Annotated in this window: 22 protein-coding genes, 2 tRNA genes and 1 pseudogene; 22 read left to right on the top strand and 3 right to left on the bottom strand. The window is 66.6% G+C overall.

Annotation, left to right across the window (positions count from 1 at the left end):
• Nucleotide 1: 1 nt before the first annotated feature.
• Nucleotides 2-1,066: a tRNA epoxyqueuosine(34) reductase QueG gene (gene queG / locus PSK12I2_RS0113595; RefSeq protein WP_027598839.1), complete on the bottom strand. Its 1,065-nt coding sequence runs from the start codon at nt 1,064-1,066 to the stop codon at nt 2-4.
• Between the two features lie 61 nt (nt 1,067-1,127).
• On the opposite strand from queG, the gene PSK12I2_RS0113590 reads away from it, so the two are divergent.
• The 13 genes and pseudogenes from PSK12I2_RS0113590 to PSK12I2_RS25550 all read left to right on the top strand — a co-directional run bounded on the left by PSK12I2_RS0113590 (nt 1,128) and on the right by PSK12I2_RS25550 (nt 16,210).
• Nucleotides 1,128-2,615 (top strand): bifunctional ADP-dependent NAD(P)H-hydrate dehydratase/NAD(P)H-hydrate epimerase, encoded by a 1,488-nt coding sequence (locus PSK12I2_RS0113590; RefSeq protein WP_027598838.1) that lies wholly within the window; start codon nt 1,128-1,130, stop codon nt 2,613-2,615.
• Nucleotides 2,603-3,064, top strand: coding sequence for a tRNA (adenosine(37)-N6)-threonylcarbamoyltransferase complex ATPase subunit type 1 TsaE (gene tsaE, locus PSK12I2_RS0113585; RefSeq protein ID WP_007161160.1), 462 nt, complete (start codon nt 2,603-2,605; stop codon nt 3,062-3,064). Before PSK12I2_RS0113590 ends, tsaE begins: the two co-directional genes overlap by 13 nt.
• Before the next feature lie 38 nt (nt 3,065-3,102).
• Entirely contained in the window at nt 3,103-4,533 is a 1,431-nt protein-coding gene (locus PSK12I2_RS0113580) for an N-acetylmuramoyl-L-alanine amidase (RefSeq protein ID WP_027598837.1), read from the top strand.
• Nucleotides 4,526-6,424: a DNA mismatch repair endonuclease MutL gene (gene mutL / locus PSK12I2_RS0113575; protein ID WP_027598836.1), complete on the top strand. Its 1,899-nt coding sequence runs from the start codon at nt 4,526-4,528 to the stop codon at nt 6,422-6,424. Before PSK12I2_RS0113580 ends, mutL begins: the two co-directional genes overlap by 8 nt.
• Before the next feature lie 42 nt (nt 6,425-6,466).
• A complete protein-coding gene (miaA, locus tag PSK12I2_RS0113570) occupies nt 6,467-7,447 on the top strand; it encodes a tRNA (adenosine(37)-N6)-dimethylallyltransferase MiaA (RefSeq protein ID WP_027598835.1) in 981 nt (326 codons plus the stop codon).
• Nucleotides 7,448-7,534: 87 nt separating this feature from the next.
• Entirely contained in the window at nt 7,535-7,780 is a 246-nt protein-coding gene (hfq, locus tag PSK12I2_RS0113565) for an RNA chaperone Hfq (protein ID WP_007161156.1), read from the top strand.
• A gap of 20 nt (nt 7,781-7,800) precedes the next feature.
• On the top strand, nt 7,801-9,105 hold the full coding sequence (gene hflX, locus PSK12I2_RS0113560) for a ribosome rescue GTPase HflX (protein ID WP_007161155.1): 1,305 nt from the start codon (nt 7,801-7,803) through the stop codon (nt 9,103-9,105).
• 98 nt (nt 9,106-9,203) lie between these two features.
• Nucleotides 9,204-10,391: an FtsH protease activity modulator HflK gene (gene hflK / locus PSK12I2_RS0113555; protein WP_007161154.1), complete on the top strand. Its 1,188-nt coding sequence runs from the start codon at nt 9,204-9,206 to the stop codon at nt 10,389-10,391.
• Nucleotides 10,391-11,260, top strand: a complete 870-nt coding sequence (gene hflC, locus PSK12I2_RS0113550; protein WP_007161153.1) for a protease modulator HflC — start codon at nt 10,391-10,393, stop codon at nt 11,258-11,260. The genes hflK and hflC overlap by 1 nt, the downstream gene beginning before the upstream one ends.
• 255 nt (nt 11,261-11,515) lie before the next feature.
• Nucleotides 11,516-12,703, top strand: a complete 1,188-nt coding sequence (locus PSK12I2_RS0113545) for an ATP phosphoribosyltransferase regulatory subunit (protein WP_027598834.1) — start codon at nt 11,516-11,518, stop codon at nt 12,701-12,703.
• Between the two features lie 78 nt (nt 12,704-12,781).
• Nucleotides 12,782-14,077 (top strand): adenylosuccinate synthase, encoded by a 1,296-nt coding sequence (locus tag PSK12I2_RS0113540; RefSeq protein WP_027598833.1) that lies wholly within the window; start codon nt 12,782-12,784, stop codon nt 14,075-14,077.
• A 12-nt stretch (nt 14,078-14,089) separates the two neighbouring features.
• A pseudogene (locus tag PSK12I2_RS25555) lies at nt 14,090-15,352 on the top strand (HAMP domain-containing protein); the annotation flags it as partial.
• 186 nt (nt 15,353-15,538) lie between these two features.
• Nucleotides 15,539-16,210 carry a methyl-accepting chemotaxis protein gene (locus PSK12I2_RS25550; RefSeq protein WP_371099686.1) on the top strand — a complete coding sequence of 224 codons (672 nt, stop codon included), beginning with the start codon at nt 15,539-15,541 and terminating at the stop codon, nt 16,208-16,210.
• 91 nt (nt 16,211-16,301) lie between these two features.
• Here the strand turns inward: PSK12I2_RS25550 and PSK12I2_RS0113530 are convergent.
• Together PSK12I2_RS0113530 and PSK12I2_RS0113525 are read right to left on the bottom strand one after the other, a co-directional pair.
• Nucleotides 16,302-16,388 (bottom strand) — tRNA-Leu (locus PSK12I2_RS0113530).
• A 112-nt stretch (nt 16,389-16,500) separates the two neighbouring features.
• Nucleotides 16,501-16,587 (bottom strand) — tRNA-Leu (locus PSK12I2_RS0113525).
• Between the two features lie 209 nt (nt 16,588-16,796).
• Here PSK12I2_RS0113525 and rnr point away from each other — a divergent pair.
• From rnr to PSK12I2_RS0113480, 9 genes are all read left to right on the top strand, one after another.
• Complete coding sequence (rnr, locus tag PSK12I2_RS0113520) at nt 16,797-19,601, top strand: ribonuclease R (protein ID WP_027598831.1); 2,805 nt, start codon at nt 16,797-16,799, stop codon at nt 19,599-19,601.
• Nucleotides 19,598-20,350: a 23S rRNA (guanosine(2251)-2'-O)-methyltransferase RlmB gene (gene rlmB, locus PSK12I2_RS0113515; protein WP_027598830.1), complete on the top strand. Its 753-nt coding sequence runs from the start codon at nt 19,598-19,600 to the stop codon at nt 20,348-20,350. The genes rnr and rlmB overlap by 4 nt, the downstream gene beginning before the upstream one ends.
• Before the next feature lie 129 nt (nt 20,351-20,479).
• Entirely contained in the window at nt 20,480-20,854 is a 375-nt protein-coding gene (locus tag PSK12I2_RS0113510; protein WP_007161147.1) for a response regulator, read from the top strand.
• Between the two features lie 182 nt (nt 20,855-21,036).
• Entirely contained in the window at nt 21,037-21,453 is a 417-nt protein-coding gene (gene rpsF, locus PSK12I2_RS0113505; protein ID WP_007161146.1) for a 30S ribosomal protein S6, read from the top strand.
• A 26-nt stretch (nt 21,454-21,479) separates the two neighbouring features.
• Nucleotides 21,480-21,710, top strand: coding sequence for a 30S ribosomal protein S18 (gene rpsR / locus PSK12I2_RS0113500; RefSeq protein WP_007161145.1), 231 nt, complete (start codon nt 21,480-21,482; stop codon nt 21,708-21,710).
• Nucleotides 21,711-21,745: 35 nt separating this feature from the next.
• Nucleotides 21,746-22,636 (top strand): hypothetical protein, encoded by an 891-nt coding sequence (locus PSK12I2_RS0113495; RefSeq protein ID WP_027598829.1) that lies wholly within the window; start codon nt 21,746-21,748, stop codon nt 22,634-22,636.
• 20 nt (nt 22,637-22,656) lie between these two features.
• The gene (rplI, locus tag PSK12I2_RS0113490) at nt 22,657-23,103 is read left to right on the top strand and encodes a 50S ribosomal protein L9 (RefSeq protein ID WP_007161143.1); all 447 of its coding nucleotides are present in this window, start codon (nt 22,657-22,659) and stop codon (nt 23,101-23,103) included.
• Between the two features lie 150 nt (nt 23,104-23,253).
• Entirely contained in the window at nt 23,254-24,648 is a 1,395-nt protein-coding gene (gene dnaB, locus PSK12I2_RS0113485; protein ID WP_007161142.1) for a replicative DNA helicase, read from the top strand.
• Complete coding sequence (locus PSK12I2_RS0113480; protein WP_027598828.1) at nt 24,648-25,664, top strand: D-alanine--D-alanine ligase; 1,017 nt, start codon at nt 24,648-24,650, stop codon at nt 25,662-25,664. The genes dnaB and PSK12I2_RS0113480 overlap by 1 nt, the downstream gene beginning before the upstream one ends.
• Nucleotides 25,665-25,669: the final 5 nt, after the last annotated feature.

The raw sequence follows: 25,669 nt of genomic DNA, 5'->3' as shown, positions 1-25,669 counted from the left end.
CCTAGCTTGCCGCGTGTCGCTGCAGCGCCCATTCCACGTGCTCGCGCACCAGGGGGGAGGAGTGTTCGCGCTGCAGCTTAAGGGCTTCCAGCACCGGGATGCTGGTCGGGGCGTTGCCCAGGCCCACGGCCAGGTTGCGCAGCCAGCGCTCGTAGCCGGCGCGGCGTAGCGGCGAGCCTTCGGTGCGGCTGAGGAATTCGGCTTCGGTCCAGCGAAAGAGTTCGGCCAGACTGGCGCTGTCCAGACTGTGGCGTGGCTGGAAATCGCCTTCGGCGGTGGGCTTGGCGAAGCGGTTCCAGGGGCAGACCAGCTGGCAGTCGTCGCAGCCAAAGACCCGGTTGCCGATCAAGGGGCGCAGCTCCGGCGGAATGCTGCCCTTGAACTCGATGGTCAGGTAGGAAATGCAGCGCCGGGCGTCGAGCTGATAGGGGCCGACGAAGGCCTGGGTCGGGCAGATGTCCAGGCAGGCGCGGCAGGTGCCGCAGTGGTCACGCGGGGTGGGTTCGTCCACCGGCAGCGGCACGTCGACGAAGAGTTCGCCGAGAAAGAACCAGCTGCCGGCCTTGCGATTGAGCACCAGGGTGTTCTTGCCGATCCAGCCCAGGCCGGCCTGTTCGGCGATGGCCTTTTCCAGCACCGGCGCGCTGTCGACGAAGGCGCGATAGCCGAAGGGGCCGATCTCGCCCTGGATGCGCTCGGCCAGGTGCTGCAGGCGCTTGCGGATCAGCTTGTGATAGTCGCGGCCCAGGGCGTAGCGCGAAACGTAGGCGGCCGCGCCGTCGGCCAGGCGCTCGCTCATGCGCGTGTCGCCGGGCAGGTAATCCATACGCAGGGAAATCACCCTCAGGGTCCCCGGCACCAGTTCGGCCGGTCGCGAACGTTTGCTGCCGTGCGCGGCCATATAGTCCATCTCGCCATGGAAACCGGCGGCCAGCCAGCGCTCCAGATGTTCCTCGTGACGTGCCAGATCCAGCCCGGCAATGCCGGTCTGCTGAAAGCCCAATTCCCGACCCCAGGTCTTGATGAGGTCGGCCAGGGCGGCGAGATCGAGAGCGACAGCGGACATCGACGGGAACGCACAGGCAGGAGGGCCGCCTATTTTGCCAGACTCCGGAGGCTTTCCCAGCATGCACGACGAACTGCCGTTCCAGCTCTACAGCGCCCAGCAGGTGCGGGATCTCGACGCCCAACTGATCGCCGGCGGTCTGCCCGGCCTCGAGTTGATGAGACGCGCGGCGGCCGCGGCCTGGCGCTCGTTGCGCCACGGCTGGCCCCATGCCGGCGCTCTCTGCGTGCTGGCCGGCGGTGGCAACAACGCCGGCGACGGTTATCTGGTTGCGGCGCTGGCGCGCAAGGCCGGCTGGCAGGCACGGGTCTGGCACCTGGCCGATCCGACCGGACTCCAGGGCGATGCCGCCCTGGCCCATGCCGAGGCCCTGGCCGCCGGCGTGGACATCCAGCCCTGGCGCGCGGATGCCCCGCTGGAGGGTCTGGTGGTCGATGCCCTGCTGGGCACCGGCCTCAAGGGCGCGGCGCGCGAGCCCTATGCCGCGGCCATCGAACGGATCAACGCCAGCGAATTGCCGGTGGTGGCCATCGACCTCCCTTCCGGACTGGATGCCGACACCGGCGCCGCGGCGGGCCCTCTGGTGCGCGCCGATCTGACCATCACCTTCATCGGCCTCAAGCTCGGCCTGTTCACCGGCAAGGGGCCTGACCATGTCGGCAGTCTGGTGTTCGAGCCGCTGATGGAGGAACCGCAGAATCCCGCCCACGCCACCGCCCAGCGCCTGGCGCCCGGCAACCTGCCGCGGCTGGCCAGGCGCCCGCTCAATGCGCACAAGGGGCAGTACGGCCATCTGCTGGTGATCGGCGGCGACGAAGGCACCGGTGGCGCAGCCATCATGACCAGCGAGGCGGCGCTGCGTTGCGGCGCCGGCATGCTCAGCCTGGCGACCCGGCCCTCCAATGTCACCGCGGTGCTGGCGCGGCGGCCGGAGGTCATGGTCGCCGGGGTGCATTCCAGTTTCGCCGTGCTGGAACTGGCCAAGAAGGCCGATGTGCTCGCCGTCGGGCCGGGCCTGGGGCAGGGCGCCTGGGGCAAGGCCCTGGCCAGTGCCGCCGCGACGCTGGACGCGGCCCAGGTCTGGGACGCCGATGCCCTCAATCTGCTGGCCGCCGGGGTGGTCCAGGCGCCGCGCGGGCCTTGGGTGATGACGCCCCATCCGGGTGAGGCAGCACGGCTGCTGGAGGTCTCGATCAAGGACATCGAAGCCGATCGTCCCGGCAGCGCCCGCGAACTGGCGCGGCGCTATGGCGGCGTGGCGCTGCTCAAGGGCTTCGGTACCCTGATTGCCCATCCGGACGGTCGCATGGCGCTGTGCGGCGAGGGTCATCCGGCGATGGCTACCGGTGGCCTGGGGGACATCCTCACCGGTATCATCGCCGCCCTGCTGGGGCAGGGGCTGGCGCCCTTCGAGGCCGCCTGCCTGGGCGCCTGGCTGCACGGCCGTGCCGGCGCCGAGCTGGGTCGTCAGGGCCGCGGTCTCGCCGCCAGCGATCTGCCCCCGGTCGCCCGCCAGTTGCTCGAGGAACTCCAGCCATGCCTGAACTGACCCTGCACGCCGCCGACGAAGACGCCATGTACGCCCTGGGTGCCCGCCTGGCCCAGGCCAGCGGCGGTCGTGGCGTGCTCTATCTGCACGGCGATCTGGGCGCCGGCAAGACCACCCTGTCGCGGGGCATCCTGCGTGGCCTCGGCCACACCGGGGCGGTGAAGAGTCCCACCTTCACCCTGGTCGAGCCCTACGAACTGGCCAGTGGCGCGGTCTATCACTTCGATCTCTATCGCCTGGCCGATCCGGAAGAACTGGAATTCATGGGGATTCGCGACTACTTCACACCCGAGGCCTTGTGCCTGGTGGAATGGCCCGAGCGCGGTCAGGGCTTTTTGCCAAAGCCGGACCTGGACATTACCATTACGCCACGCGCCGACGGCCGTGATCTGCGCCTGACTAGTCATGGCGCTCACGGCGAGGCCTGGTGCGCCGCCCTCGCGCCCTAGGCGCCGATCCCTCGTTCTCCAGCTATACGGTCGCAGGCATGCGCAAGCGTTTTTTCAGGTCGGGACTCGGCCTGTTGTTGTTGATTCTCAGCAGTCAGCTGCTGGCCGCCACCCAGATCAAGGGCATGCGCGTCTGGCGTGCGCCCGACAACACCCGTCTGGTGTTCGATCTGACCGGCCCGGTCAAGGCCAGCGTCTTCACCCTCAGTGCCCCGGATCGCATCGTCATCGACCTGTCCGGCGCGCAGCTCGACGGTGGATTGAACGAAAAGCCGCTGCGCAACACCCCCATCACTGGTCTGCGCGCGGCCCAGCGTTCGCCGGGCGAGGTGCGCCTGGTGCTGGACACCAAGGGTGCCCTGACGCCCAAGAGCTTTACCCTGGCGCCCAACAAGGAATACGGCAATCGCCTGGTGGTCGACCTCTACGACCAGGGCACCGATCCCGCCACCAGCGACATTCCCGCCACCGTCACGCCCAATCTGCCGGCTACGCCGGTGACCCCGGCGCAGCCGGCGACCCGTTTGCCGTCCAGCCCCAGCGGCAAGCGCGACGTGGTGGTGGTGATCGACCCCGGCCACGGCGGCGAAGACCCGGGTGCCATCGGTCGCGGTCGGTTGTACGAGAAGAACGTGGTACTGGCCATCGCCAAGCAGTTGCAGGCCAATCTCAATCGGCAGAAGGGCTTTCGCGCCGAGCTGACCCGCACCAGCGACTACTTCATCCCGTTGCGCCAGCGGCAGATCATCGCCCGCAAGAAGGGCGCCGACCTGTTCATTTCGATTCACGCCGATTCGGCGCCCAGTGCCAGCGCCGAGGGCGTTACCGTCTTCGCCCTGTCCCAGCGCGGCGCCACCTCCGAGGCGGCGCGCTGGCTGGCCGATGCGGAAAACCGCTCCGACCAGGTCGGCGGGGTGTCCGATGCCCTGGACAACAAGGATCCCATGCTCGCCGGGGTGCTCATGGACCTGTCCATGACCGCCACCGTGGCCTCCAGCCTGGAGGTCGGCCAGACCATCCTCAGCCAGGTCGGGCGCGCCACCAAGCTCTTGCACACGCGGGTGGAGCAGGCCGGCTTCATGGTGCTGAAGTCGCCGGACATCCCCTCGATCCTGGTGGAAACCGGCTTCATCACCAATGCCAACGAATCGGCCAAGCTGGCCAGTCCGGCGCACCAGGGGCTGCTCGCCCGGCAGATCCAGGCCGGTATCGTGCAGTACTTCCAGCACCGTCCACCGCCCGGCACCTACCTGGCCTGGCAGCGTGAACAGCGGGGCGACAAGGTCGGCAGCGTGCGCGGCTTCGATCAGCACCGGGTGCAGCCCGGCGAAAGCCTGAGCCTCATCGCCCGTCGCTATGACGTCGATCTCTCCACCCTGCGGGCGGCCAATGGGCTGCGTGGTAATCGCATCCGCTCCGGCCAGGTATTGACCATCCCCACCCACGAACTGGCGGCCAGCAATGACTGAACCCCGGCGCATCCAGCTGCTCAGCCCGCGACTGTCCAACCAGATCGCCGCCGGCGAGGTGGTCGAACGACCCGCCTCGGTGGCCAAGGAGCTGCTGGAGAACAGCCTGGACGCCGGGGCCCGGCGCATCGATATCGAGGTGGAGCAGGGCGGGGTCAAGCTGCTGCGCATCCGCGACGACGGCCATGGCATCCCGCCGGACGACCTGCATCTGGCCCTGGCGCGCCATGCCACCAGCAAGATCTACCACCTGGACGAACTGGAAAGCGTCACCAGCCTGGGCTTTCGCGGTGAGGCCCTGGCGTCGGTCAGTTCGGTGTCGCGCCTCACCCTGACCTCGCGCTTTCGCGGCGAAGACCAGGCCTGGCAGGTGGAGACCGAAGGCCGCGAGATGCAACCGCGGGTGCAGCCCGCCGCCCATCCCCAGGGCACCTCGGTGGAGGTGCGCGACCTGTTCTTCAATACCCCGGCGCGACGCAAGTTCCTGCGCGCCGAAAAGACCGAATTCGATCACCTGCAGGAAGTGGTGCGGCGCCTGGCGCTGGCGCGCTTCGACGTCGGCTTTCATCTGAGACACAACGGCAAGAGCGTGCTGGCCCTGCATCCGGCGGGCGATCCTCAGAGCCAGGGTCGGCGGGTCGGCGCGGTCTGCAGTCCGGCCTTTCTCGAGCAGGCTCTGCCGCTGGAATACGAGCGCAACGGCCTGCGCCTCTGGGGCTGGGTCGGCCTGCCGACCTTTTCGCGCAGCCAGGCGGATCTGCAGTACTTCTACGTCAACGGCCGCATGGTGCGCGACAAGCTGGTCGCCCATGCCGTACGCCAGGCCTATCGCGACGTCCTCTACAACGGTCGCCACCCGGCCTTCGTGCTGTTCCTGGAAGTGGATCCGGCGGCGGTGGACGTCAACGTCCACCCCACCAAGCACGAGGTGCGCTTCCGCGACAGCCGCCAGGTGCACGACTTTCTCTACGGCACCCTGCACCGGGCACTTGGCGACATCCGCCCGGATGACCAGCTCGCCGTGGTGGCGCCCACCGCACCGACGCCGCTGAGCGGTCCGGCCGCCGGTGAATTCGGCCCCCAGGGCGAGATGCGCCTGGCTGCCGCCGTGTTGCACGACAGCCCTGCGCCGCCGGCCCAGCCCTTCGCCGGTGGCGGCGGTTCGGGTGGTGCCGCGCACTACAGTCCTGCCCCGCAGCCCTATGCCGGCGCGCCGGTGGCCGAGGTGCAGAGCGCCTACAAGGCCCTCTTCGCGCCGCTGCCGGAGGGTGCCGAGGCCGCGGCCCTGCCCGCGGAGCAGGGCGACGTGCCGCCGCTGGGCTATGCCCTGGCGCAGCTCAAGGGCATCTACATCCTGGCCGAGAACGCCCAGGGCCTGATCTTGGTGGACATGCACGCCGCCCACGAGCGCATCACCTACGAACGCCTCAAGGTGGCCATGGCCAGCGAAGGCCTGCGCGGCCAGCCGCTCTTGGTGCCGGAGTCCCTGGCCGTCAGCGAGCGCGAGGCCGACTGCGCCGAAGAGCATGGCCAGTGGTTCGAGCGCCTCGGCTTCGAACTGCAGCGCCTGGGTCCCGAGACCCTCGCCATCCGTCAGATCCCCGCCCTGCTCAAGCAGGCCCAGGCGGCGCGGCTGGTGCAGGACGTGCTCGCCGACCTGCTGGACTATGGCACCAGCGATCGCATCCAGGCGCACCTCAACGAATTGCTCGGCACCATGGCCTGCCACGGCTCGGTACGGGCCAACCGGCGGCTGACCCTGCCGGAAATGAATGCCCTGCTGCGCGACATGGAAACCACCGAGCGCAGCGGCCAGTGCAACCACGGTCGTCCCACCTGGGCCCAGCTCAGCCTGGACGACCTGGACAAACTCTTCCTGCGCGGCCGCTGACCGCCCGCCGCGCCCCGCGCGGCGCCCCTTCGAGAATCCGCAATGACCGCCCCTCTGCCGCCCGCCATCTTTCTCATGGGGCCGACCGCCTCCGGCAAGACCGATCTCGCCATCGAGCTGGCGCGGCTGCTGCCCATCGAGCTGATCAGCGTGGATTCGGCGCTCATCTATCGCGGCATGGACATAGGCACCGCCAAGCCCAGCGCCGAGCTGCTGGCCGCCCATCCGCACCGGCTGGTGGACATCCGCGACCCCGCCGAGAGCTATTCCGCCGCCGAATTTCGCGCCGATGCCCTGGCGGCCATGGCCGAGATCACCGCGGCCGGACGCATCCCGCTGCTGGTGGGTGGCACCATGCTCTACTTCAAGGCCCTGCTCGAAGGCCTGGCCGACATGCCCGGTGCCGACGCCGAGGTGCGGGCCGAGATCGAGGCGCTGGCGGCCACGGCCGGCTGGGGCGAGATCCACCGGCAACTGGCCGAGGTCGATCCGGTATCGGCCGCGCGCATCCATCCCAACGATCCCCAGCGCCTCCTGCGCGCCCTCGAGGTGTATCGCGTCAGCGGCCAGTCGATGACCGAGCACCGCGCGCTGCAATTGCGCGCCAATGCCGATTCGAACGGGGCGCCCCAGACGCAATTACCCTATACTGTGGCCCAATTGATCCTGGCGCCCGGCCGGCGTGAGGTGCTCCATGCGCGTATCGCCGAGCGCTTCAGCCTGATGCTGGAACAGGGCTTCATCGACGAAGTCTCAGCCTTGCGGGAACGTCCCGATTTGCATCCTGGTCTGCCGTCCATGCGATCCGTAGGCTATCGTCAGGTGTGGGAGTTCCTGGAAGGGGATTGCACGCGGGAAGAGATGGTGGCGCGTGGCGTTGCGGCGACGCGGCAGTTGGCGAAGCGGCAGTTGACCTGGTTGCGTGGCTGGCCCGCCGCACACACCTTCGACAGCCTGGCTTGTGACAATCTGCCGCGGATCTTGAAATGCCTGGCCGGTGACACCATATCCCCCCGCAGCTGAATCGTTTTTGTCCGCGTGTCCATGGTGGGCAGCGGAAACTGGCATGTCGCCAGATCGGTATTTTCATTTCCTTAGGAGAGCGACACGATGTCAAAAGGGCATTCGCTACAAGACCCTTACCTGAACACCCTGCGTAAAGAGCGCGTTCCGGTTTCCATCTATCTCGTCAACGGTATCAAGCTGCAGGGTCAGATCGAGTCCTTCGACCAGTTCGTGATTCTGCTCAAGAACACCGTCAGCCAGATGGTCTACAAGCATGCAATCTCCACCGTGGTGCCGAGCCGCCCGGTCCGTCTGCCCAGCTCCGAGACGAGCGAGTCGGATAGCGAATAAATAACGAGAGGAGCGCCCTGTTGTTCTTCGAGCGTCACGAAGGTGGTGAGCGGGCCATTCTGGTCCATTTGGAAGGCCTGCATCCCGAGGCGCGCGAAGATCCTCAGGAGTTCCTCGAACTCGCGCGATCGGCGGGTGCGGAGACCGTGGCGTTCGTCACGGTGAACCGCAGCCAGCCGACGGCGCGTTATCTCATCGGTACCGGCAAGGTCGAAGAGTTGCACGATCAGGTGCACGCCCATGCCGCTGATCTGGTCATCTTCAACCATGACCTCACGCCCAGTCAGGAACGCAACCTCGAAAAAGCCTTTGAGTGCCGCGTCCTCGATCGCACGGGCCTTATTCTCGACATCTTCGCCCAGCGCGCCCGGACCCACGAGGGCAAGCTGCAGGTGGAACTCGCCCAGCTCGAGCACATGAGCACCCGGCTGGTGCGCGGCTGGACTCACCTCGAGCGCCAGAAGGGCGGCATCGGTCTGCGTGGTCCGGGTGAAACCCAGCTGGAAACCGACCGTCGTCTCCTGCGGATCCGCATCCGCCAGATCCGCCAGCGCCTGGACAAGGTGCGCAGCCAGCGCGAGCAGGCCCGGCGCGGTCGCCGGCGTGCCGAGATTCCCTCGGTGTCCCTGGTCGGCTACACCAACGCCGGCAAGTCCACCCTGTTCAACAGCCTCACCGAATCCGGCGTCTACGCGGCCAACCTGCTGTTCGCCACCCTCGATCCCACCCTGCGCCGTCTGGAATTGCCGGACCTGGGGCCGATCGTGCTGGCCGATACCGTGGGCTTCATCCGCCATCTGCCGCACAAGCTGGTGGAGGCCTTCCGGGCGACCCTGGAGGAATCCAGCAACTCCGACCTGCTGCTGCACGTGATCGATGCCCACGAGGACGATCGCCAGCTGCAGATCGAGCAGGTCGAGGCGGTGCTGCACGAAATCGGTGCCGACGAGCTGCCGATGTTGGAGGTCTACAACAAGCTCGATCTGCTCGACGGGGTCGAGCCGCATATCCAGCGCGACGATGAAACCGGACGGCCGATCCGGGTCTGGGTCTCGGCGCGCGAAGGCCGTGGTCTGGAGCTGGTCGGTCAGGCCGTGGCCGAACTGCTCGGCGAAGATCTTTTCGTCGGGGTGCTGCGCCTGCCCCAGCGGCATGCCCGGCTGCGGGCCCAGCTGTTCGAGCTGGGCGTGGTTCGCCAGGACGATCATGATGACGAAGGCAACATCCTGTTGTCTGTACGAGTACCCCGCGCCGAACTCAATCGACTGCTCAGCCGGGCCGGTGAAGAACCGGAAGTCTTTATCCAGCAACATGTTTTGCAATAAACCCCCGCTCGGCGCTTTTGTTCGGGCAGGGACCATCCGGTAGCATTGGTCGGCGCGCCATTTCGGCGCGTTTTCGCGTTATCAGTAGGGAGAGCGCTATGGCTTGGAACGAGCCCGGTGGCAACTCGAACAATCAAGACCCCTGGGGCGGCCGCAACAACAACGGTGGCGGCAATGGTGGACGCAAGGGGCCGCCGGATCTCGACGAAGCCTTGCGTAAGTTTCAGGACCGCATCAACCGCCTGGTCGGCGGCAAGAAGCGCTCCGGCGGCAGCGGCGGCGACAGCTTTGGCTCGGGTGGTGGCAAGGGTTTGCTGCTGCTGGGCGTGCTGCTGGTCGGCGCTCTCTGGCTGTACAACGCCGTCTACGTCGTGGACGAGCAGGAGCAGGCGGTGGTGCTGCGCCTGGGCAAATACCATGAGACGGTAGGGCCCGGCCTGAACATCTACTTCCCGCCCTTCGAGACCAAGTACCAGGAAAATGTCACCCGTGAGCGGGCCTACAGCAAGCAGGGCGCCATGCTGACCCAGGACGAGAACATCGTCGAGGTGCCGCTGACCGTCCAGTACCGCATCACCAATCTCAAGGACTTCGTCCTCAACGTCGACCAGCCCGAGGTCAGCCTGCAGCAGGCGACCGACAGCGCCGTGCGCCACGTGGCCGGCTCCTCGACCATGGACCAGTTGCTGACCGACGGCCGCGAGCAGGTCGCCACCAACGTCCGCGAACGTCTGCAGCGCTTCCTCGATACCTACGGGACCGGCATCACCGTGACCCAGGTGAACATCCAGAGCGCCTCGGCGCCGCGTGAAGTTCAGGAAGCCTTCGACGACGTGATCCGTGCCCGTGAAGACGAGCAGCGCGAGAAGAACCAGGCCGAAGCCTATGCCAACGGCGTGATCCCCGAGGCCCGCGGTGCTGCCCAGCGCATCATCGAGGAAGCCAACGGCTATCGCGACGAAGTCGTCGCCCGGGCCCAGGGTGATGCCTCGCGCTTCAGCCAGCTGGCGGTCCAGTACGCGGCCAATCCGCAGCTGACCCGCGAGCGTCTGTACATCGAGACGATGCAGGAAGTGCTCGGTCAGGCGAGCAAGGTCATGGTCACCGGTCAGGCCGGCCAGAACCTGCTCTATCTGCCGCTCGACAAGCTGATGCAGAACCGTGCCCCGGCACCGACCTCGGCGATCAGCAGTGGCGCTGCCCCGGCGGCGTCGAGCGATACGGCGGCCTCGGTCATTCGCAATCTGCCGCAGTCCACCGAAGCGCGTACGAGGGAGAGCCGCTGATGAGCAATAAATCGCTGGCCGCGCTGATCGTCGTGGTCGTTCTGGGTCTTGCCGCCTGGAGCAGTCTGTTCGTGGTGAAGGAGACCGAGCGGGCGGTGATGCTGCGCTTCGGTCGTGTGGTCGAGCCCAATCTGGAGCCCGGCCTGCACTTCAAGATTCCCTACGTCAACCGGGTGCGCAAGTTCGATGCCCGCCTGCAGACCCTGGATACCCCGACGCAGCGTTTCCTGACCCTGGAAAAGAAGGCGGTGATGGTGGATGCCTACGCCAAGTGGCGCATCTTCAATGCCGATCGCTACTACACCGCGACCTCGGGTCTCAAGCAGATCGCCGACGAGCGACTGCTGCGCCGCCTGGAGGCGGGGCTGCGTGACCAGTTCGGTCGTCGCACCCTGCACGAGGTGGTGTCCGGTGAGCGGGATGCCATGGTCGGTTCGCTGACCGCGGCGCTGAACAAGATGGCCAACCAGGAGCTGGGGATCGAGGTGCTGGACGTGCGCGTCAAGGCCATCGACCTGCCCAAGGAAGTCAGCCGCAGCGTCTATGAGCGGATGAGCACCGAGCGCGAGCGGGAAGCCCGCGAGCATCGCGCAAAGGGTCGCGAACTGGCGGAAGGCATCCGTGCCGACGCCGATCGTCAGCGCCGCGTGCTGCTGGCCGAAGCCTATCGCCAGGCCGAACAGGCCCGCGGTGAAGGTGATGCCCAGGCGGCCCAGGTATATTCCCAGGCCTACTCGAAGAATCCGGCGTTCTTCTCCTTCTATCGCAGCCTGCAGGCCTATCGCTCCAGCTTCTCCAGCAAGAGCGACGTCCTGGTGCTGGATCCGAAGAGCGATTTCTTCAAGTATTTCCAGAGTCCGGGGCAGTGAGGTCAGGGATGAACGGCGCCTAGGCTTCGCTCGTCGTTCATCCCCGATCGCCGATTTTTTCGTGTTATCATGAATCAGCCGGGGCCATCCCCGGCTTTTTTGCGTCCGTACGAAACCCGTGGAAGGGCGACGCCCTGGCTGATCCGGGTAGCAATCCACGGCAGAGCGGCTCGATCCGGCGGCAGGATTCTCCAGGAATCCACTGCGCCGACCTCGGCAGCCGCGTGCCGATCCATGACATGGAGATGAGGCCTAATGGCTACGGTAGACCGCTGGCTGCTGCCTGACGGTATCGAGGAAATCCTGCCGCCCGACGCGGCGCGCATCGAAGGCGCTCGGCGTCGGGTGCTGGAACTGTTCCATTGCTGGGGCTACGAGTTCGTCATCACCCCGCACCTGGAATTCCTGGAATCGCTGCTCACCGGCGCGGCCAAGGAACTGGAACTGCGCACCTTCAAGGTGACCGATCCCAATTCCGGCCGCCTCATGGGCTTCCGCTCCGACATCACGCCCCAGGTGGCGCGCATGGAAGCCCATAGCCTCAAGCAGAGCGGTCCGAGCCGACTGTGCTATGCCGGCAGCGTGCTGCATACCCGTCCCCGTGCCCTGTCCACCTCGCGCAGCCCGATCCAGGTCGGCGCCGAGCTCTATGGCGTGCCCGGCAGCGAAGGGGATCTGGAAGTCATCAGCCTGATGCTCGACGTGCTCGAGCAGGCCCAGGTGCCCGACGTCCACATGGATCTGGGGCATGTGGGCATCTATCGCGGGCTGTGCCAGGCGGCCGGCGTCTCCGGCGCCAGCGAGCAGCAGCTGTTCGATGCCCTGCAGCGCAAGGCGGTCGACGAGATCGCCGAATTGACCGCCGACCTGCCCGCCGCCGAGCGCGGCTGGCTGCGCGCGCTGGTGGAGCTCAGTGGCGATGCCATGGTGCTCGAGCAGGCGCGGCAGCGCCTGGCGGGTGCGCCCGCGGGCGTCCTGCAGGCACTGGACGAGCTGATCGCCCTGGCCGATTCGCTCAAGGGGCGTTTCCCGGGCGTGCCGCTGTATTTCGATCTGGGCGAGTTGCGCGGTTATCACTATCACACCGGGGTGGTCTTCGCCGCCTTCGTGCCGGGCACCGGTCAATCCATCGCCCAGGGCGGTCGCTATGACAACATCGGCGCCGACTTCGGCCGTTCGCGTCCGGCCACCGGCTTTTCCACCGATCTCAAGACCCTCGTCGAGCTGGGCACCGCCGTGCTCGACGAACCGCGCCGCGGCATCTGGGCGCCGGCGGGCGATGCGCCGGTGCTCTGGCAGGCCGTGCGCGAATTGCGTGCCGCGGGCGAGCGGGTGGTCCAGGCCACGGGCCATGACGACGCGGACCAGCTGCACAGCTCGGGCTGCGATCGCCGCCTGATCGAACAGCAGGGCGCCTGGGTCGTGGTGCCCTTGAATTCCTAAACACCGGATCTGGCATCCGGGTGAACGTGAGCATCGTCGGCCTGGCCGACAGAAATCTTCCTGACAGGGGATAAGGTTATGGGTAAGAACGTCGTCGTCCTGGGCACCCAGTGGGGTGATGAGGGCAAGGGCAAGATCGTGGACCTGCTGACCGACCAGGCCGCTGCCGTGGTGCGTTATCAGGGCGGCCACAACGCCGGCCACACGCTGGTCATCGATGGTCAGAAGACCATCCTGCGGCTGATTCCCTCGGGCATCCTGCGCGCCGACACCCAGTGCCTGATCGGCAATGGCGTGGTGCTCTCGCCGGAAGCCCTGTTTAAGGAAGTCGGCGAGCTGGAAGCCCGCGGCGTGCCGGTGCGCGAGCGCCTACGCATCAGCTCGGCCTGCTCGCTGATCCTGCCCTATCACGTGGCCCTGGATCAGGCGCGCGAGAAGGCGCGCGGCGAAGCCAAGATCGGCACCACCGGTCGCGGCATCGGTCCGGCCTACGAAGACAAGATCGCCCGTCGCGGTCTGCGCGTCGGCGATCTGTTCCACCCCGAGCGTTTCGCCGTCAAGCTCAAGGAAGTGCTGGACTACCACAACTTCGTCCTGCAGAACTACTTCAACGAGCCGCCGGTGGACTTCCAGAAGACCTACGACGAGGCCATGGAACACGCCAAGGTCATGCAGCCGCTGGTCATGGACGTCGTCAGCCGTCTGCACGAGCTGCGCAAGGCCGGTGAGAACCTGATGTTCGAAGGCGCCCAGGGCACCCTGCTGGACATCGACCACGGCACCTATCCCTTCGTCACCAGCTCCAACACCACCGCCGGTGGCGTGGCGACCGGTTCCGGCGTGGGTCCGCTGTACCTGGACTACATCCTCGGCATCACCAAGGCCTACACCACCCGCGTCGGCTCCGGTCCCTTCCCGACCGAGCTGTTCGACGAAACCGGTGCCTACCTGGCCAAGCAGGGCCACGAATTCGGCTCAGTGACCGGCCGTCCGCGCCGTTGCGGCTGGTTCGATGCCGTCATCCTGCGTCGCTCCATCGAGATCAACAGCATCTCCGGTCTGTGCCTGACCAAGCTGGACGTGCTCGACGGTCTGGAAACCGTGCGCATCTGCACCGGTTACAAGGATGCCGTCGGCAACCTGCTGACCGAGGCGCCCACCGACGCCGACAGCTACATCGGTCTGCAGCCGGTCTACGAAGAGATGCCGGGCTGGAGCGAATCCACCGTGGGTGCCCAGAGTCTCGAGGCGCTCCCGGCCAACGCCCAGGCTTACATCCGCCGCATCGCCGAGCTGGTCGAGGCGCCGATCGACATCGTCTCGACCGGTCCGGATCGCAAGGAAACCATCGTGCTGCGCCATCCTTTCGCCTGATGCGCTAAAAGGATGCAGCCGGAAAAGCCCCGCACCGCGGGGCTTTTCCATTTCTGGCGGGCGAGAGACGCTGGTAGGCCGGGGACGGCCGCTGGTCCGAAATGGCCAGCATATTGCTATGACTATTTACCGCTGAGCCTCCAGCTCCCCTCGAGCTGGCCGACAGCCTGTAAATGTCCCTTGTCGCTGGAGACCTCCATGTCGTTTCTCTTGTCGCTGCTGCGCAGTCGCCTGTTGCTGCCGGTATTCATCAGTCTTTTGCTCGCGGTCATGCTCCAGGTAGCCCTGGCGCTGTGGCTGACCCAGGATGCGGTGAAGGGGCTGCAGTCAGGCCTGGCCACCCGCCTGTCCGGCGAGTCCGAGCAGCTCGCCGACACCCTGCGCCAGGCCGGGGGCGAGGTGGATGGCAGTCTTGCCGAACTGGCGGGGCAGACCCGTGCGCGGCTGGCCGAGGGGCTTGCGCAGCGGCTGGCGCGCGAGCGGCAGCAGGTGGGTGAGACCCTGACCGCTACCCTCAAGAGCAATGCGCAGAATCTGGCCGAGCTGCTTGCGGGCGTCGCGCCCAAGGCGATGTGGGACGCCGATGTGCCGGCCCTGTCCGACCTGGCGCGGCGTGCGCAAGGCAATCCCGAGGTGCTCTTCGTGGTCTTCCAGGACGCCCAGGGCCAGAATCTGACCCGCTATCTCAATCGCCAGGACGAGCGCGTGGCCCGCCTGCTCGCCGTGGGACAGGGCGAGGGCGCCCTGGCCAAGGTGCTGGATGCCGCGACCCGGGATCCTTCGGTCTATCGCGTGGATGCCTCCATCAGTCCCAATGGCGTGGAGATCGGCAAGGTGGTGGTGGGCTTTTCCACCCAGACCATCGAGCGCACCGGCGCGGCTCTGGACAAGAGTTTCAAGACCCTGATCGACGACGCCGGCGGTCTGGTCTCCAGCAGCGTGACGGCCGCGGCCAAGGGCAGTGCGGCGACCCTGGCGACGCGCCTGGAAGGCACGCGCCAGGCTGCCCTGGCCATGAGTCGCAATGCCGGTGAAACGGTCGCCACCCTGGCGGGCGCGCTGCGCTGGCAGATCGCCCTGGGGCTGATCGGGGTCGGCGTGGTGATGGTCGTGGCCGTGGCGCTGGTGCTGGGGCGCCGGGTGCTGCGGCGGATCGGCGTGCTGCAGCGGGCGCTGGACGATCTGGCAGCCGGGGAGGGGGATCTCACGCGCCGCCTGCAGCTGGGGCAGGGCGATGAGATCCAGGCGCTGGGTGGCGCGGTCGATCGCTTCCTGGCCAAGCTGCAGCCGCTGGTGGGCGAGGCCCATGGCGTCGCGGCGCGTACCGGCGAGGAAATCCGCGGTTTGGCCGGCAGCAGTGCCACCGCCGAAGCGGCGGCGTTGCGCCAACGCGAAGAGGTGGCGCGCAGTCTGGAGGCCTTGTCCGGTATCGCCGCGGAAGCCCAGGGCGAAAGTCAGGCCATGCAGGGCGCCCTGCAGCAGGTGGAGGCCATTCGCAGTTCCACCCAGAGCAACGCCCGCATCGCCACCGAGGTGGCCGAAGGTATCGAGGGGCTGGTGACCCAGGTCGAGTCCGGCGCCCAGGTGATCGAGCGGCTGGCCGCGCAAAGTGAGCAGATCGAGGTGGTGCTGGACGTGATCCGCGGCATCGCCGAGCAGACCAACCTGCTGGCGCTCAATGCAGCCATCGAGGCGGCCCGGGCCGGCGAGAGCGGACGTGGCTTTGCGGTGGTCGCCGACGAGGTGCGGGCGCTGGCCAGCAAGACCCAGGAATCCACCGGCAGCATCCGGACCCACATCGCCGGTCTGCAGGAAGGCGCGCGCGAAGCTGTCGCCGCCATAGGCGCGGCGCGCCAGCAGGCCGGCAGCGGGCTGGCGGTGCTGCGCGACAGCAAGCGCATCCAGCAGGATGTCCACCGCGCCGTGGATCAGGTGCATGCCAGCATGACCACGGCTGCCCAGGCGGCCCAGCGTCAGGCGGAGGGCGCCGCGGCGGTACGCCAGCGGGTCGAGGTCATCCATGGCGAGACGCTGCGCGCAGCCGAATCGGTGGCGGCCACTGCGCACAGCAGTCGGACTCTGGCGGAGCTGGCCGCCCAGTTGCGCGGCAGTCTGGGGCAGTTCAAGGCGTAGGGGAGGGCCCCACGCCTTTTCGCAGGCAAGAAAAAACCGGCCGAAGCCGGTTTTTTCTGTTGCGTCCGATCCGGGATCGTCCGCTTGGTATTGGTGCCCAGGAGAAGACTCGAACTTCCACGGTGTTGCCACCGCTAGGACCTGAACCTAGTGCGTCTACCAATTCCGCCACCTGGGCCTGCAGTGCGACTTCTGGTCGCTTCCCGTCACCCTTGCGGGTTTCAGGATTAAAAAACCGGCTAGTGCCGGCTTTTCGTCGACCGATCTGCAAATCGATCGACTATAATGAGTGGTGCCCAGGAGAAGACTCGAACTTCCACGGTGTTGCCACCGCTAGGACCTGAACCTAGTGCGTCTACCAATTCCGCCACCTGGGCACTCAAGGCGATGATTGCTCATCTCCGGCGTCGTGATTGCTCACGGCGTCGTGGGGCGGCACTTTACTCAGGGGGCGTTTGCTTGTAAACCCCTGCTGTGAAAAATATTTTATTGAGCATGCCAGGCTAACTATTGCGTGGTTTTCACGTTTCAATAGGCGCCATGGCAGTTCCTACCGAACCAAGACACAGAAGGTAACCCCAGACTGATGGCCGATTGGCAATCCCTCGATCCCGAGGCCGCCCGGGAAGCGGAAAAGTACGATAACCCCATTCCGAGTCGCGAACTCATTCTGGCTCATCTCGCCGATCGCGGCGCCCCGGCCACACGGCCACAGCTCGCCGAAGAATTCGGTCTCGTCACCGAAGACCAGCTCGAAGCCTTGCGGCGCCGCATGCGCGCCATGGAGCGCGACGGTCAGGTGATCTACACCCGCCGCGGTGCCTATGCGCCCATCGACAAGCTGGACCTGGTGCGTGGCCGCATCGCCGGCCATCGCGATGGCTTCGGCTTCCTGATCCCCGACGACGGCAGCGACGACCTCTTCCTCAGCCCGGCGCAGATGCGCCTGGTGTTCGATGGCGACATCGCCCTGGCGCGGGTCGCCGGCCATGATCGGCGCGGTCGTCGCGAAGGCGGCCTGGTCGAGGTGGTCACCCGGGCGCACGAGTCCCTGGTCGGGCGCTTCTTCCAGGAGAGCGGCCTGGCCTACGTGGTGCCGGACAATCCCAAGATCGGTCAGCAGGTGCTGGTGCCCGAGGGCAAGCACGGCGGCGCCGCTCACGGCCAGTTCGTGCAGGTGCGCATCGACGAGTGGCCCACCACCTTCCGCCAGGCCCAGGGCGAAGTGGTCGAGATCCTGGGCGACTACATGGCACCGGGCATGGAGATCGAGGTCGCCCTGCGCAGCTACGACATCCCCAACGAATGGCCCAAGGCCGTCGAGAAGGAGGCTGCCAAGCTCAAGCCCGAGGTGGAGGAGAAGGACAAGCAGAAGCGCATCGATCTGCGCCAGCTGCCCTTCGTGACCATCGATGGCGAAGACGCCCGCGACTTCGACGATGCCGTCTATGCCGAGGCCAAGAAGTCCGGCGGCTGGCGGCTGTACGTGGCCATCGCCGACGTCTCCCACTACGTCAAGGTCGGCTCGGCGCTGGATGCCGAGGCGGAAAAGCGCGGCAACTCGGTGTACTTTCCCGAGCGGGTGATTCCCATGCTGCCGGAGGCGCTCTCCAACGGCCTCTGCTCGCTCAATCCCCAGGTCGATCGCCTGGCCATGGTCTGCGAGATGACCATCGCCGCTTCCGGGCGCATGACCGGCTACCAGTTCTACGAAGCGGTCATCCACTCCCATGCCCGTCTGACCTACAACAAGGTCTCGGCGGTGCTGGAACAGCCCAAGTCGGCCGAAGGCAAGCAGTTGCGCAAGCAGCTCGGCGACGTGGTGCCGCACCTGGAGCAGCTCTACAGCCTGTACAAGGTGCTGCTGGCCGCTCGTCATGTGCGCGGTGCCATCGATTTCGAGACCCAGGAAACGCGCATCGTCTTTGGCGCCGACCGCAAGATCTCGGAGATCCGTCCGACCCAGCGCAACGATGCCCACAAGCTGATCGAGGAGTGCATGCTGTGCGCCAACGTGGCCACCGCCAAGTTCCTCGAGAAGCACAAGGTGCCAGCCCTCTACCGGGTGCACGAGGCGCCGCCCCTGGAAAAGCAGACCAATCTGCGCCAGTTCCTCGGTGAGATGGGTCTGTCGCTGACCAAGGGCAAGGCCAATCCGGTGCCGTCGGACTACCAGGCGCTGCTGCAGCAGATCCGTGAGCGGCCGGATTTCCGGCTGATCCAGACGGTGATGCTCAGATCCCTGAGTCAGGCGGTCTACAGCCCGGACAACAACGGTCACTTCGGTCTCAACTACGAGGCCTACACCCATTTCACCTCGCCGATCCGGCGTTATCCGGATCTGCTGGTGCACCGGGCGATCCGCAGCGTCATCCGCTCCAAGCTGGAGACCAAGCACGTCAAGCGCGCAGGCGCGACGAGCATGGCCAAGGCGCGCATCTATCCCTACGACGAATTGCGCCTGGATCAGCTCGGTGAGCAGTGCTCCATGACCGAGCGCCGCGCCGACGAAGCCACGCGTGACGTGTCCAACTGGCTCAAGTGCGAGTTCATGAAGGATCGCGTCGGCGAGACCTATGCCGGCGTCATTACCGCGGTGACCGGTTTCGGCCTGTTCGTCGAACTGTCTGAGGTCTTTGTCGAGGGCCTGGTGCACGTCACCGCGCTGCCGGACGACTACTACCATTTCGACAGCGTCCATCATCGCCTCTCTGGCGAGCGCAGCGGGCGCAGCTATCGCCTGGGCGATCCCATCGAGGTGGTGGTGGCTCGGGTCGACCTGGACGAGCGCAAGATCGACTTCGTGCTGCCGGCCTCGGCCGGCGCGCCGCGGGTCCGTGAAGAGCGCGAGCCGCGCCGCAAGCGTGACGGTCGCGGTCGTCGCCGCGAGGCGCCGGCAGCGGAAGACCAGGCCGTCGCCCCGACGCCGGAAGCCCCGGCCACCTCGGTGTCGCCGGAATTGCTGGAGCAGGCCGACAAGCTGCTGGGCAATACCGACGTCAAGCGCAGTCGTGCGGTGAAGCAGGCGCTGCTGGCGGAAGCCAAGGTCGAGGGCGGCAAGCCCAAGGCCAAGGGCAAGTCCGGCGGTCAGGACAAGGCCGGCGCCCAGGGCCAGACCACGGCTCAGGGCAAGACTGCCAAGGGCAAGGCCAGTGCCACGGCCAAGGCGCGTACCGCTCCGGCGAAGCGTCAGGCGCAGGGTGCTGCTGCCGAAGGCGCCGCTGCGGTGGAAGCCAAGGTCAAGAAGGCCAAGGCCGCTGCCGCCAAGAAGAAGTCGGCTGCCAAGCCCAAGGTCGAAGGCCAGGCCCAGGCCGCGGCCAAGAGCAGGACCAAGGCCAAGGCCAAGAAGCCTCATCGCAAGGGCCAGGCGCGCCCCAAGGATGACGCATGAGCCAGCTGGAAACCGTCTACGGTATCCACGCCGTGGAAGCGCTGCTGCGCTTCCACCCGCGGCGGGTGAAGCAGCTCTGGATCGCCGAAGGGCGGCGTGAGCCGCGGGTCGAGGCCCTGCTGGAGCTGGCCGCCGGTCAGCGCCTGGCGGTGGAAACCAAGCCGCGGGCGTTGCTCGACGAGCTGGCCGAAGGCGTGCATCAGGGCGTGGTGGCCCAGGTCAGCCCCAGCCAGGTCTGGGGCGAGGCCATGCTCGAGGAGTTGCTCGATCGGGCCGAAGGTCCGCCGCTGCTGCTGGTGCTCGATGGCGTGACCGATCCGCACAACCTCGGCGCCTGCCTGCGCAGCGCCGATGCCGCCGGAGCCCTGGCGGTGATCGTGCCCAAGGACAAGTCGGCCACCCTGACCGCCGTGGTGCGCAAGGTCGCCTGTGGGGCCGCCGAGGTGCTGCCGCTGGTGGCCGTCACCAACCTGGCGCGGACTCTGGAAAAGCTGCAGAAGCGTGGCCTGTGGATCGTCGGGACCGCCGGTGAGGCGACCCAGGAGATCTATGACGTCGACATGAGCGGGCCGACCGTGGTGGTCATGGGAGCGGAGGGCAGGGGCATGCGCCGGCTGACCCGCGAGCATTGCGATCATCTGGCCCGGCTGCCCATGGCCGGCAGCGTCAGCAGTCTCAACGTTTCGGTGGCGACCGGGGTCTGTCTGTTCGAGGCCGTGCGTCAAAGACGCGCCTCTGCGCCCAGCTAGCCCGCGCTAAGAAACGTCTGGGTACCGACGCAGCGCGTATCGCACTATACGAATCGCGCTGCAGTGCGCAGAATATCGGCCTCGCTCCGGGAATGCCGGGGCGAGGCCTGTCAACAAGAGGACGCCCGCGTGAGTCAGGAGATCCAGGAGCCGGTAGGCTTGCGAGTGCTGCTCGTCGAAGACGATGCCACGCTGCGCATGCTGACCACCGAAGTCATCGAGGAGCTGGACCACCAGGTCACGGCCGTCGCCTCGGCGGAGGCCGCCCTCGAGTTGCTGCCGCAACGCGAACACGATGTGCTGTTCACCGATATCGGGCTGGGCGGCATGTCCGGCATCGAGTTGACCCGCCGCGCCCTGGCGATGGATCCGACGCTGCGCATCGTGGTCGCCTCGGGTTATGCCTTCGAGCGCGAGCCGGGCATGGAAGCGCGGGTCGGGGTGCTGATCAAGCCCTATGACCTGAACAAGATCCGTCAGGCCCTGGCCGACGTGCAACGCTGAGTGCCTGGGGCTGCCCGGCGGTCGCGTCGGTCATGCCTGCGGTTGCGCCCCCCGACGCCCTTCTCTAGAATGTTGCCCCTTGCCCGGAGTGCGTCCGCATTCCGCAGGGCAAGTCATCCGAACTATTCACTCCTTGTCTGACCGCGTTTCCGCGGCAGGCTGCAACCCGTAAGGAGCATTAAATGCGTCATTACGAAGTCGTGTTCCTGGTTCATCCGGACCAGAGCGAACAGGTGGGCGGCATGGTCGAGCGCTACACCAAGGCTATCGAAGAAGACGGTGGCAAAGTCCATCGTCTGGAAGACTGGGGCCGTCGTCAGCTGGCTTACGCCATCGACAACGTTCACAAGGCTCACTATGTACTCATGAACATCGAGTGCAGCGCCAAGGCCCTGGCCGAGCTGGAAGACAACTTCCGCTACAACGACGCCGTGATCCGCAACATGATCCTGCGCCGTGACGAGGCCGTCACCGGTCAGTCCGAGATGCTCAAGGCCGAAGAAAACCGCAACGAGCGTCGCGAGCGTCGCGAGCGTCCTGCCGAGTCCGAGTCCGAGTCCGCCGAAGGCAACTCCGACGACGCCGACAGCGCCGAGTAATCTGGATCTAGCGAGGAATCATTGTCATGGCACGTTTCTTCCGTCGTCGTAAGTTCTGCCGTTTCACCGCCGAAGGCGTGAAAGAGATCGACTACAAGGATCTCAACACCCTGAAGGCCTACGTCTCCGAAACCGGCAAGATCGTCCCGAGCCGTATCACTGGCACCAAGGCCAAGTACCAGCGTCAGCTGGGTACCGCCATCAAGCGTGCCCGTTACCTGGCCCTGCTGCCCTACACCGACAGCCACGGTCGTTGATCGACGCCTGATCACGAATAACGGATAAACACGGCATGCGGCCTCTGGCTGAGTTCATCATGCGCGGCCGTACTCAAGCCACCCTCGTGGTGGTGCTGGGTGCAGTCGTGCCGCTGCTGTACTGGATGACCGCTGCCGGTGGCAGCCTGGTGCTGTTGCGCCGGGGACCTGCCGCGGCGGCCGGGGTGCTGGTCTGGGCCCTGTTGCCAGCGCTGTTCTGGCTGTATCTGGGTGATGCCAGCATCGTGCTGGTGTTGCTGGGTTCGACGCTGCTGGCGGCCATCTTGCGCCAGAGTCTGTCCTGGACCCGGGTGCTGTTGGCCAGTGTCCCCCTGGGGCTGGTCTTCGCCCTGGTGCTGGGCCAGGTCTATGCCGAGGGCATCGCGCAACTGGCGGAGGAAATCCGTCGGCTGCTGCCCCAGGTGTTGGGCCCGAGCGCGGCGCAGTTGCCGCCGGAAAAGCAGGCGCAGTTGCAGCAGTTGCTGCTGCCCGTGCTGACCGGTCTGATGGCGGCGTTCTTCCAGATCACCTGCCTGCTGTGCCTGATGCTCGGGCGCTACTGGCAGGCGGCGCTGTACAACCCCCAGGGGTTCGGTCGCGAATTTCGCGCCCTGCGTCTGCGTCCGGCCATCGCGCTCGGCCTCCTGGCCCTGCTGGTGCTGGCGCCGAACCTGGGCAGCGGGCTTGGCCTGCTGACCCCGCTGTGCAGCGTGCCGCTGGCCTTTGCCGGCATCGCCCTGCTGCACGGGCTGGTGGCGGCCAAGCGCCTGGCAGGATTCTGGCTGGTAGGGCTGTACGTGACGCTGTTGCTGTTCGGGCAGCTGATCTATCCGTTGTTGGTGATTCTGGCTGTGATCGATAGCGTGTTCGATTTCCGTGGGCGGTCCGCGCAAGAGCCGCAGGGGCCCGCGGACGGTGAAGGTTAAAAGTTAAGAGGAAAGACTCAATGGATGTCATCCTGCTGGAAAAGATCGCCAACCTGGGCAACCTGGGCGACAAAGTGAACGTCAAGGGCGGTTACGCCCGTAACTTCCTGCTGCCGCAGGGCAAGGCCACCGCAGCCACCGCTGCCAACGTCGAGGCTTTCGAAGCTCGTCGCGCCGAGCTCGAGAAGCAGGCTGCCGAGAAGAAGGCCGAGGCTGATGCCCGTGCCGCCAAGCTGGCCGACCTGACCGTTACCATCGCCGCCAACTCCGGCGACGAAGGCAAGCTGTTCGGTTCCATCGGCACCCGCGACATCGCCGAAGCCGTCAGCGCCGCCGGCGTTGAGCTGGACAAGAGCGAAGTTCGCCTGCCCAACGGCGCCCTGCGCAGCGTTGGCGAATACGATGTCGAAGTGCACCTGCACACCGACGTCGAAGCTACCGTCAAGGTCGTCGTCGTCGCTGAATAAGCGCGCCGTCGCCTGACTGGCGGACTTGCGCCCCGGCGCCGGTCTGTCGACAATCGGGCACGTCATTGCCAAGGCAGTGACGTGCCCTTTGTCTTTTCTGCCCTATCGAAAATCATTTCGCCGCCCGCAATGGGGGCCCAAGACCTGCGCATGAACGAGATTTCCCTGCCCGAGCAGTACGATCTGCAGACCGCTGCCCTCAAGGTCCCGCCGCATTCCATCGAGGCCGAACAGGCCGTGCTGGGTGGTCTGATGCTGGACAACAACGCCTGGGAGCGCGTGCTCGATCAGGTGTCCGATGGCGACTTCTATCGCCACGACCACAGACTCATCTTTCGCGCCGTGGCCCGTCTGGCCGAGCGCAACCAGCCGTTCGACGTGGTGACCCTGTCCGAACAGCTGGACAACGAAGGTCAGCTGCCCCAGGTGGGCGGCCTGGCCTATCTGGCCGAGCTGGCCAAGAACACCCCCTCGGTGGCCAACATCAAGGCCTATGCGCAGATCGTCCGCGAGCGGGCCACCCTGCGCCAGCTGATCGGCATCAGCGCCGACATCGCCGACAGCGCCTACAACCCGGAAGGCCGCGGCGCCAACGAGCTGCTCGACGAAGCCGAGCGCAAGATCTTCGAGATCGCCGAGGCGCGGCCGAAGTCCGGCGGGCCGGTCGGGGTCAACGACATCCTGACCAAGGCCATCGACCGCATCGATACCCTGTTCAACTCCAGCGATGCCATCACCGGGGTGTCCACCGGCTTCGCCGACCTGGACGAGAAGACCAGCGGCCTGCAGCCGGCCGACCTGATCATCGTCGCCGGCCGTCCCTCCATGGGCAAGACCACCTTCGCCATGAATCTGGTGGAGAACGCGGTGCTGCGCACCGACAAGGCGGTCCTGGTGTTCTCCCTGGAGATGCCCGCCGACTCCATCGTGCTGCGGATGCTCTCGTCCCTCGGCCGCATCGATCAGACCAAGGTGCGTTCCGGCAAGCTGGACGATGACGACTGGCCGCGACTGACCTCGGCGGTCAACCTGCTCAACGACCGCAAGCTGTTCATCGACGATACCGCCGGCATCAGTCCCTCGGAAATGCGCGCCCGCACCCGGCGCCTGGTGCGCGAGCACGGCGACCTGGCGCTGATCATGGTGGACTACCTGCAGCTGATGCAGATCGGTGGCAGCAGCGGCGAGAACCGGACCAACGAGATTTCCGAGATCTCGCGCTCGCTCAAGGGCCTGGCCAAGGAATTCAACTGCCCGGTGGTGGCGCTCTCCCAGCTCAACCGCTCGCTGGAGCAGCGGCCGAACAAGCGCCCGGTGAACTCCGACCTGCGCGAATCGGGCGCCATCGAGCAGGACGCCGACGTCATCATGTTCGTCTACCGGGACGAGGTGTACCACCCGGAAACCGAGTACAAGGGCGTGGCGGAAATCATCATCGGCAAGCAGCGTAACGGTCCGATCGGCACCACGCGGCTGGCCTTCATCGGCAAATACACCCGGTTCGAGAATCTCGCGCCCGGCAGCTACGTTTTCGAGGACGAATGATGGTCAAGGACAAGCTGAAGATCGCGGTCCTGCTCGGCGGCACCAGCGAAGAACGCGACGTGTCCATCGCCAGCGGTGCCCAGGTGGTGGCGGCGCTGCGCCGGCGCGGGCATCAGGTGGTGACCGTGGACACCGCCCTGGGGCTGCTCGATGAAGACGCCGAGCGCGCCCTGCTGGAAGCCCGCGTCGGCCTCGAACCGCCGGAGCGGACCGCCCTGGTGCGGATGCGCGGCCAGGATGCCGGCGCGGTGCTCAGCCGTGCCCAGCTGGGCGACCAGGATCTGCTGTTCCTCGCCCTGCACGGCGGGACCGGCGAGAACGGCACCCTGCAGACCCTGCTCGACCTGGCCGAGTTGCGCTACACCGGCAGCGGCCGGGTGGGCAGCGCCGTGGCCATGGACAAGGACCTCAGCAAGCGGCTGTTCCGGGCCGCTGGCGTACCCACCGCCGACTGGCTGATGGCGCCGGTGGATGCCGCGACCGTGGCCGACACCCTGGGCTTTCCGGTGATCGTCAAACCCAGCCAGCAGGGCTCTACCGTGGGCCTGAGCAAGGTCAACCGCGCCGAGGACCTGCAACCGGCCATCGAGCTGGCGCTGCGCTATGACCGCGAGGTGATGATCGAGCGCTTCGTCGCCGGGCGCGAGCTGACCGTGGGCGTGCTGGGCGACCAGCCACTGGCGGTGGGCGAGATCGTCCTCGGCCAGAGTGGCGTGTTCGACTACACCAGCAAATACCAGCCCAAGGGAGCGGTGGAAGTCTTTCCGGCCGAGGTCTCCGCGGAGATCGCCGAGGAAGCGCGCCGGCTGGCCCTGGCCGCGCATCGGGCGCTCAAGCTCGACGGCTACAGTCGCGCCGACTTCCGCCTGGACGCCGAGGGACGGCTCTGGTGTCTGGAGGTCAACACGCTGCCGGGCATGACCGCCACCAGTCTGCTGCCGCAATCGGCCGCGGCCATGGGCATCGACTTCGACGAACTCTGCGAGCGCATCTGCCAGCTGGCCCTGCAGGACTGACCCCA

This window comes from Pseudomonas sp. MOIL14HWK12:I2 (assembly GCF_000510745.1).
GTDB lineage: Bacteria > Pseudomonadota > Gammaproteobacteria > Pseudomonadales > Pseudomonadaceae > Chryseomonas > Chryseomonas oryzihabitans.
The sequence above is the reverse complement of the archived record's forward strand: the minus strand, read 5'-3'. Positions and strand labels throughout refer to the sequence as shown.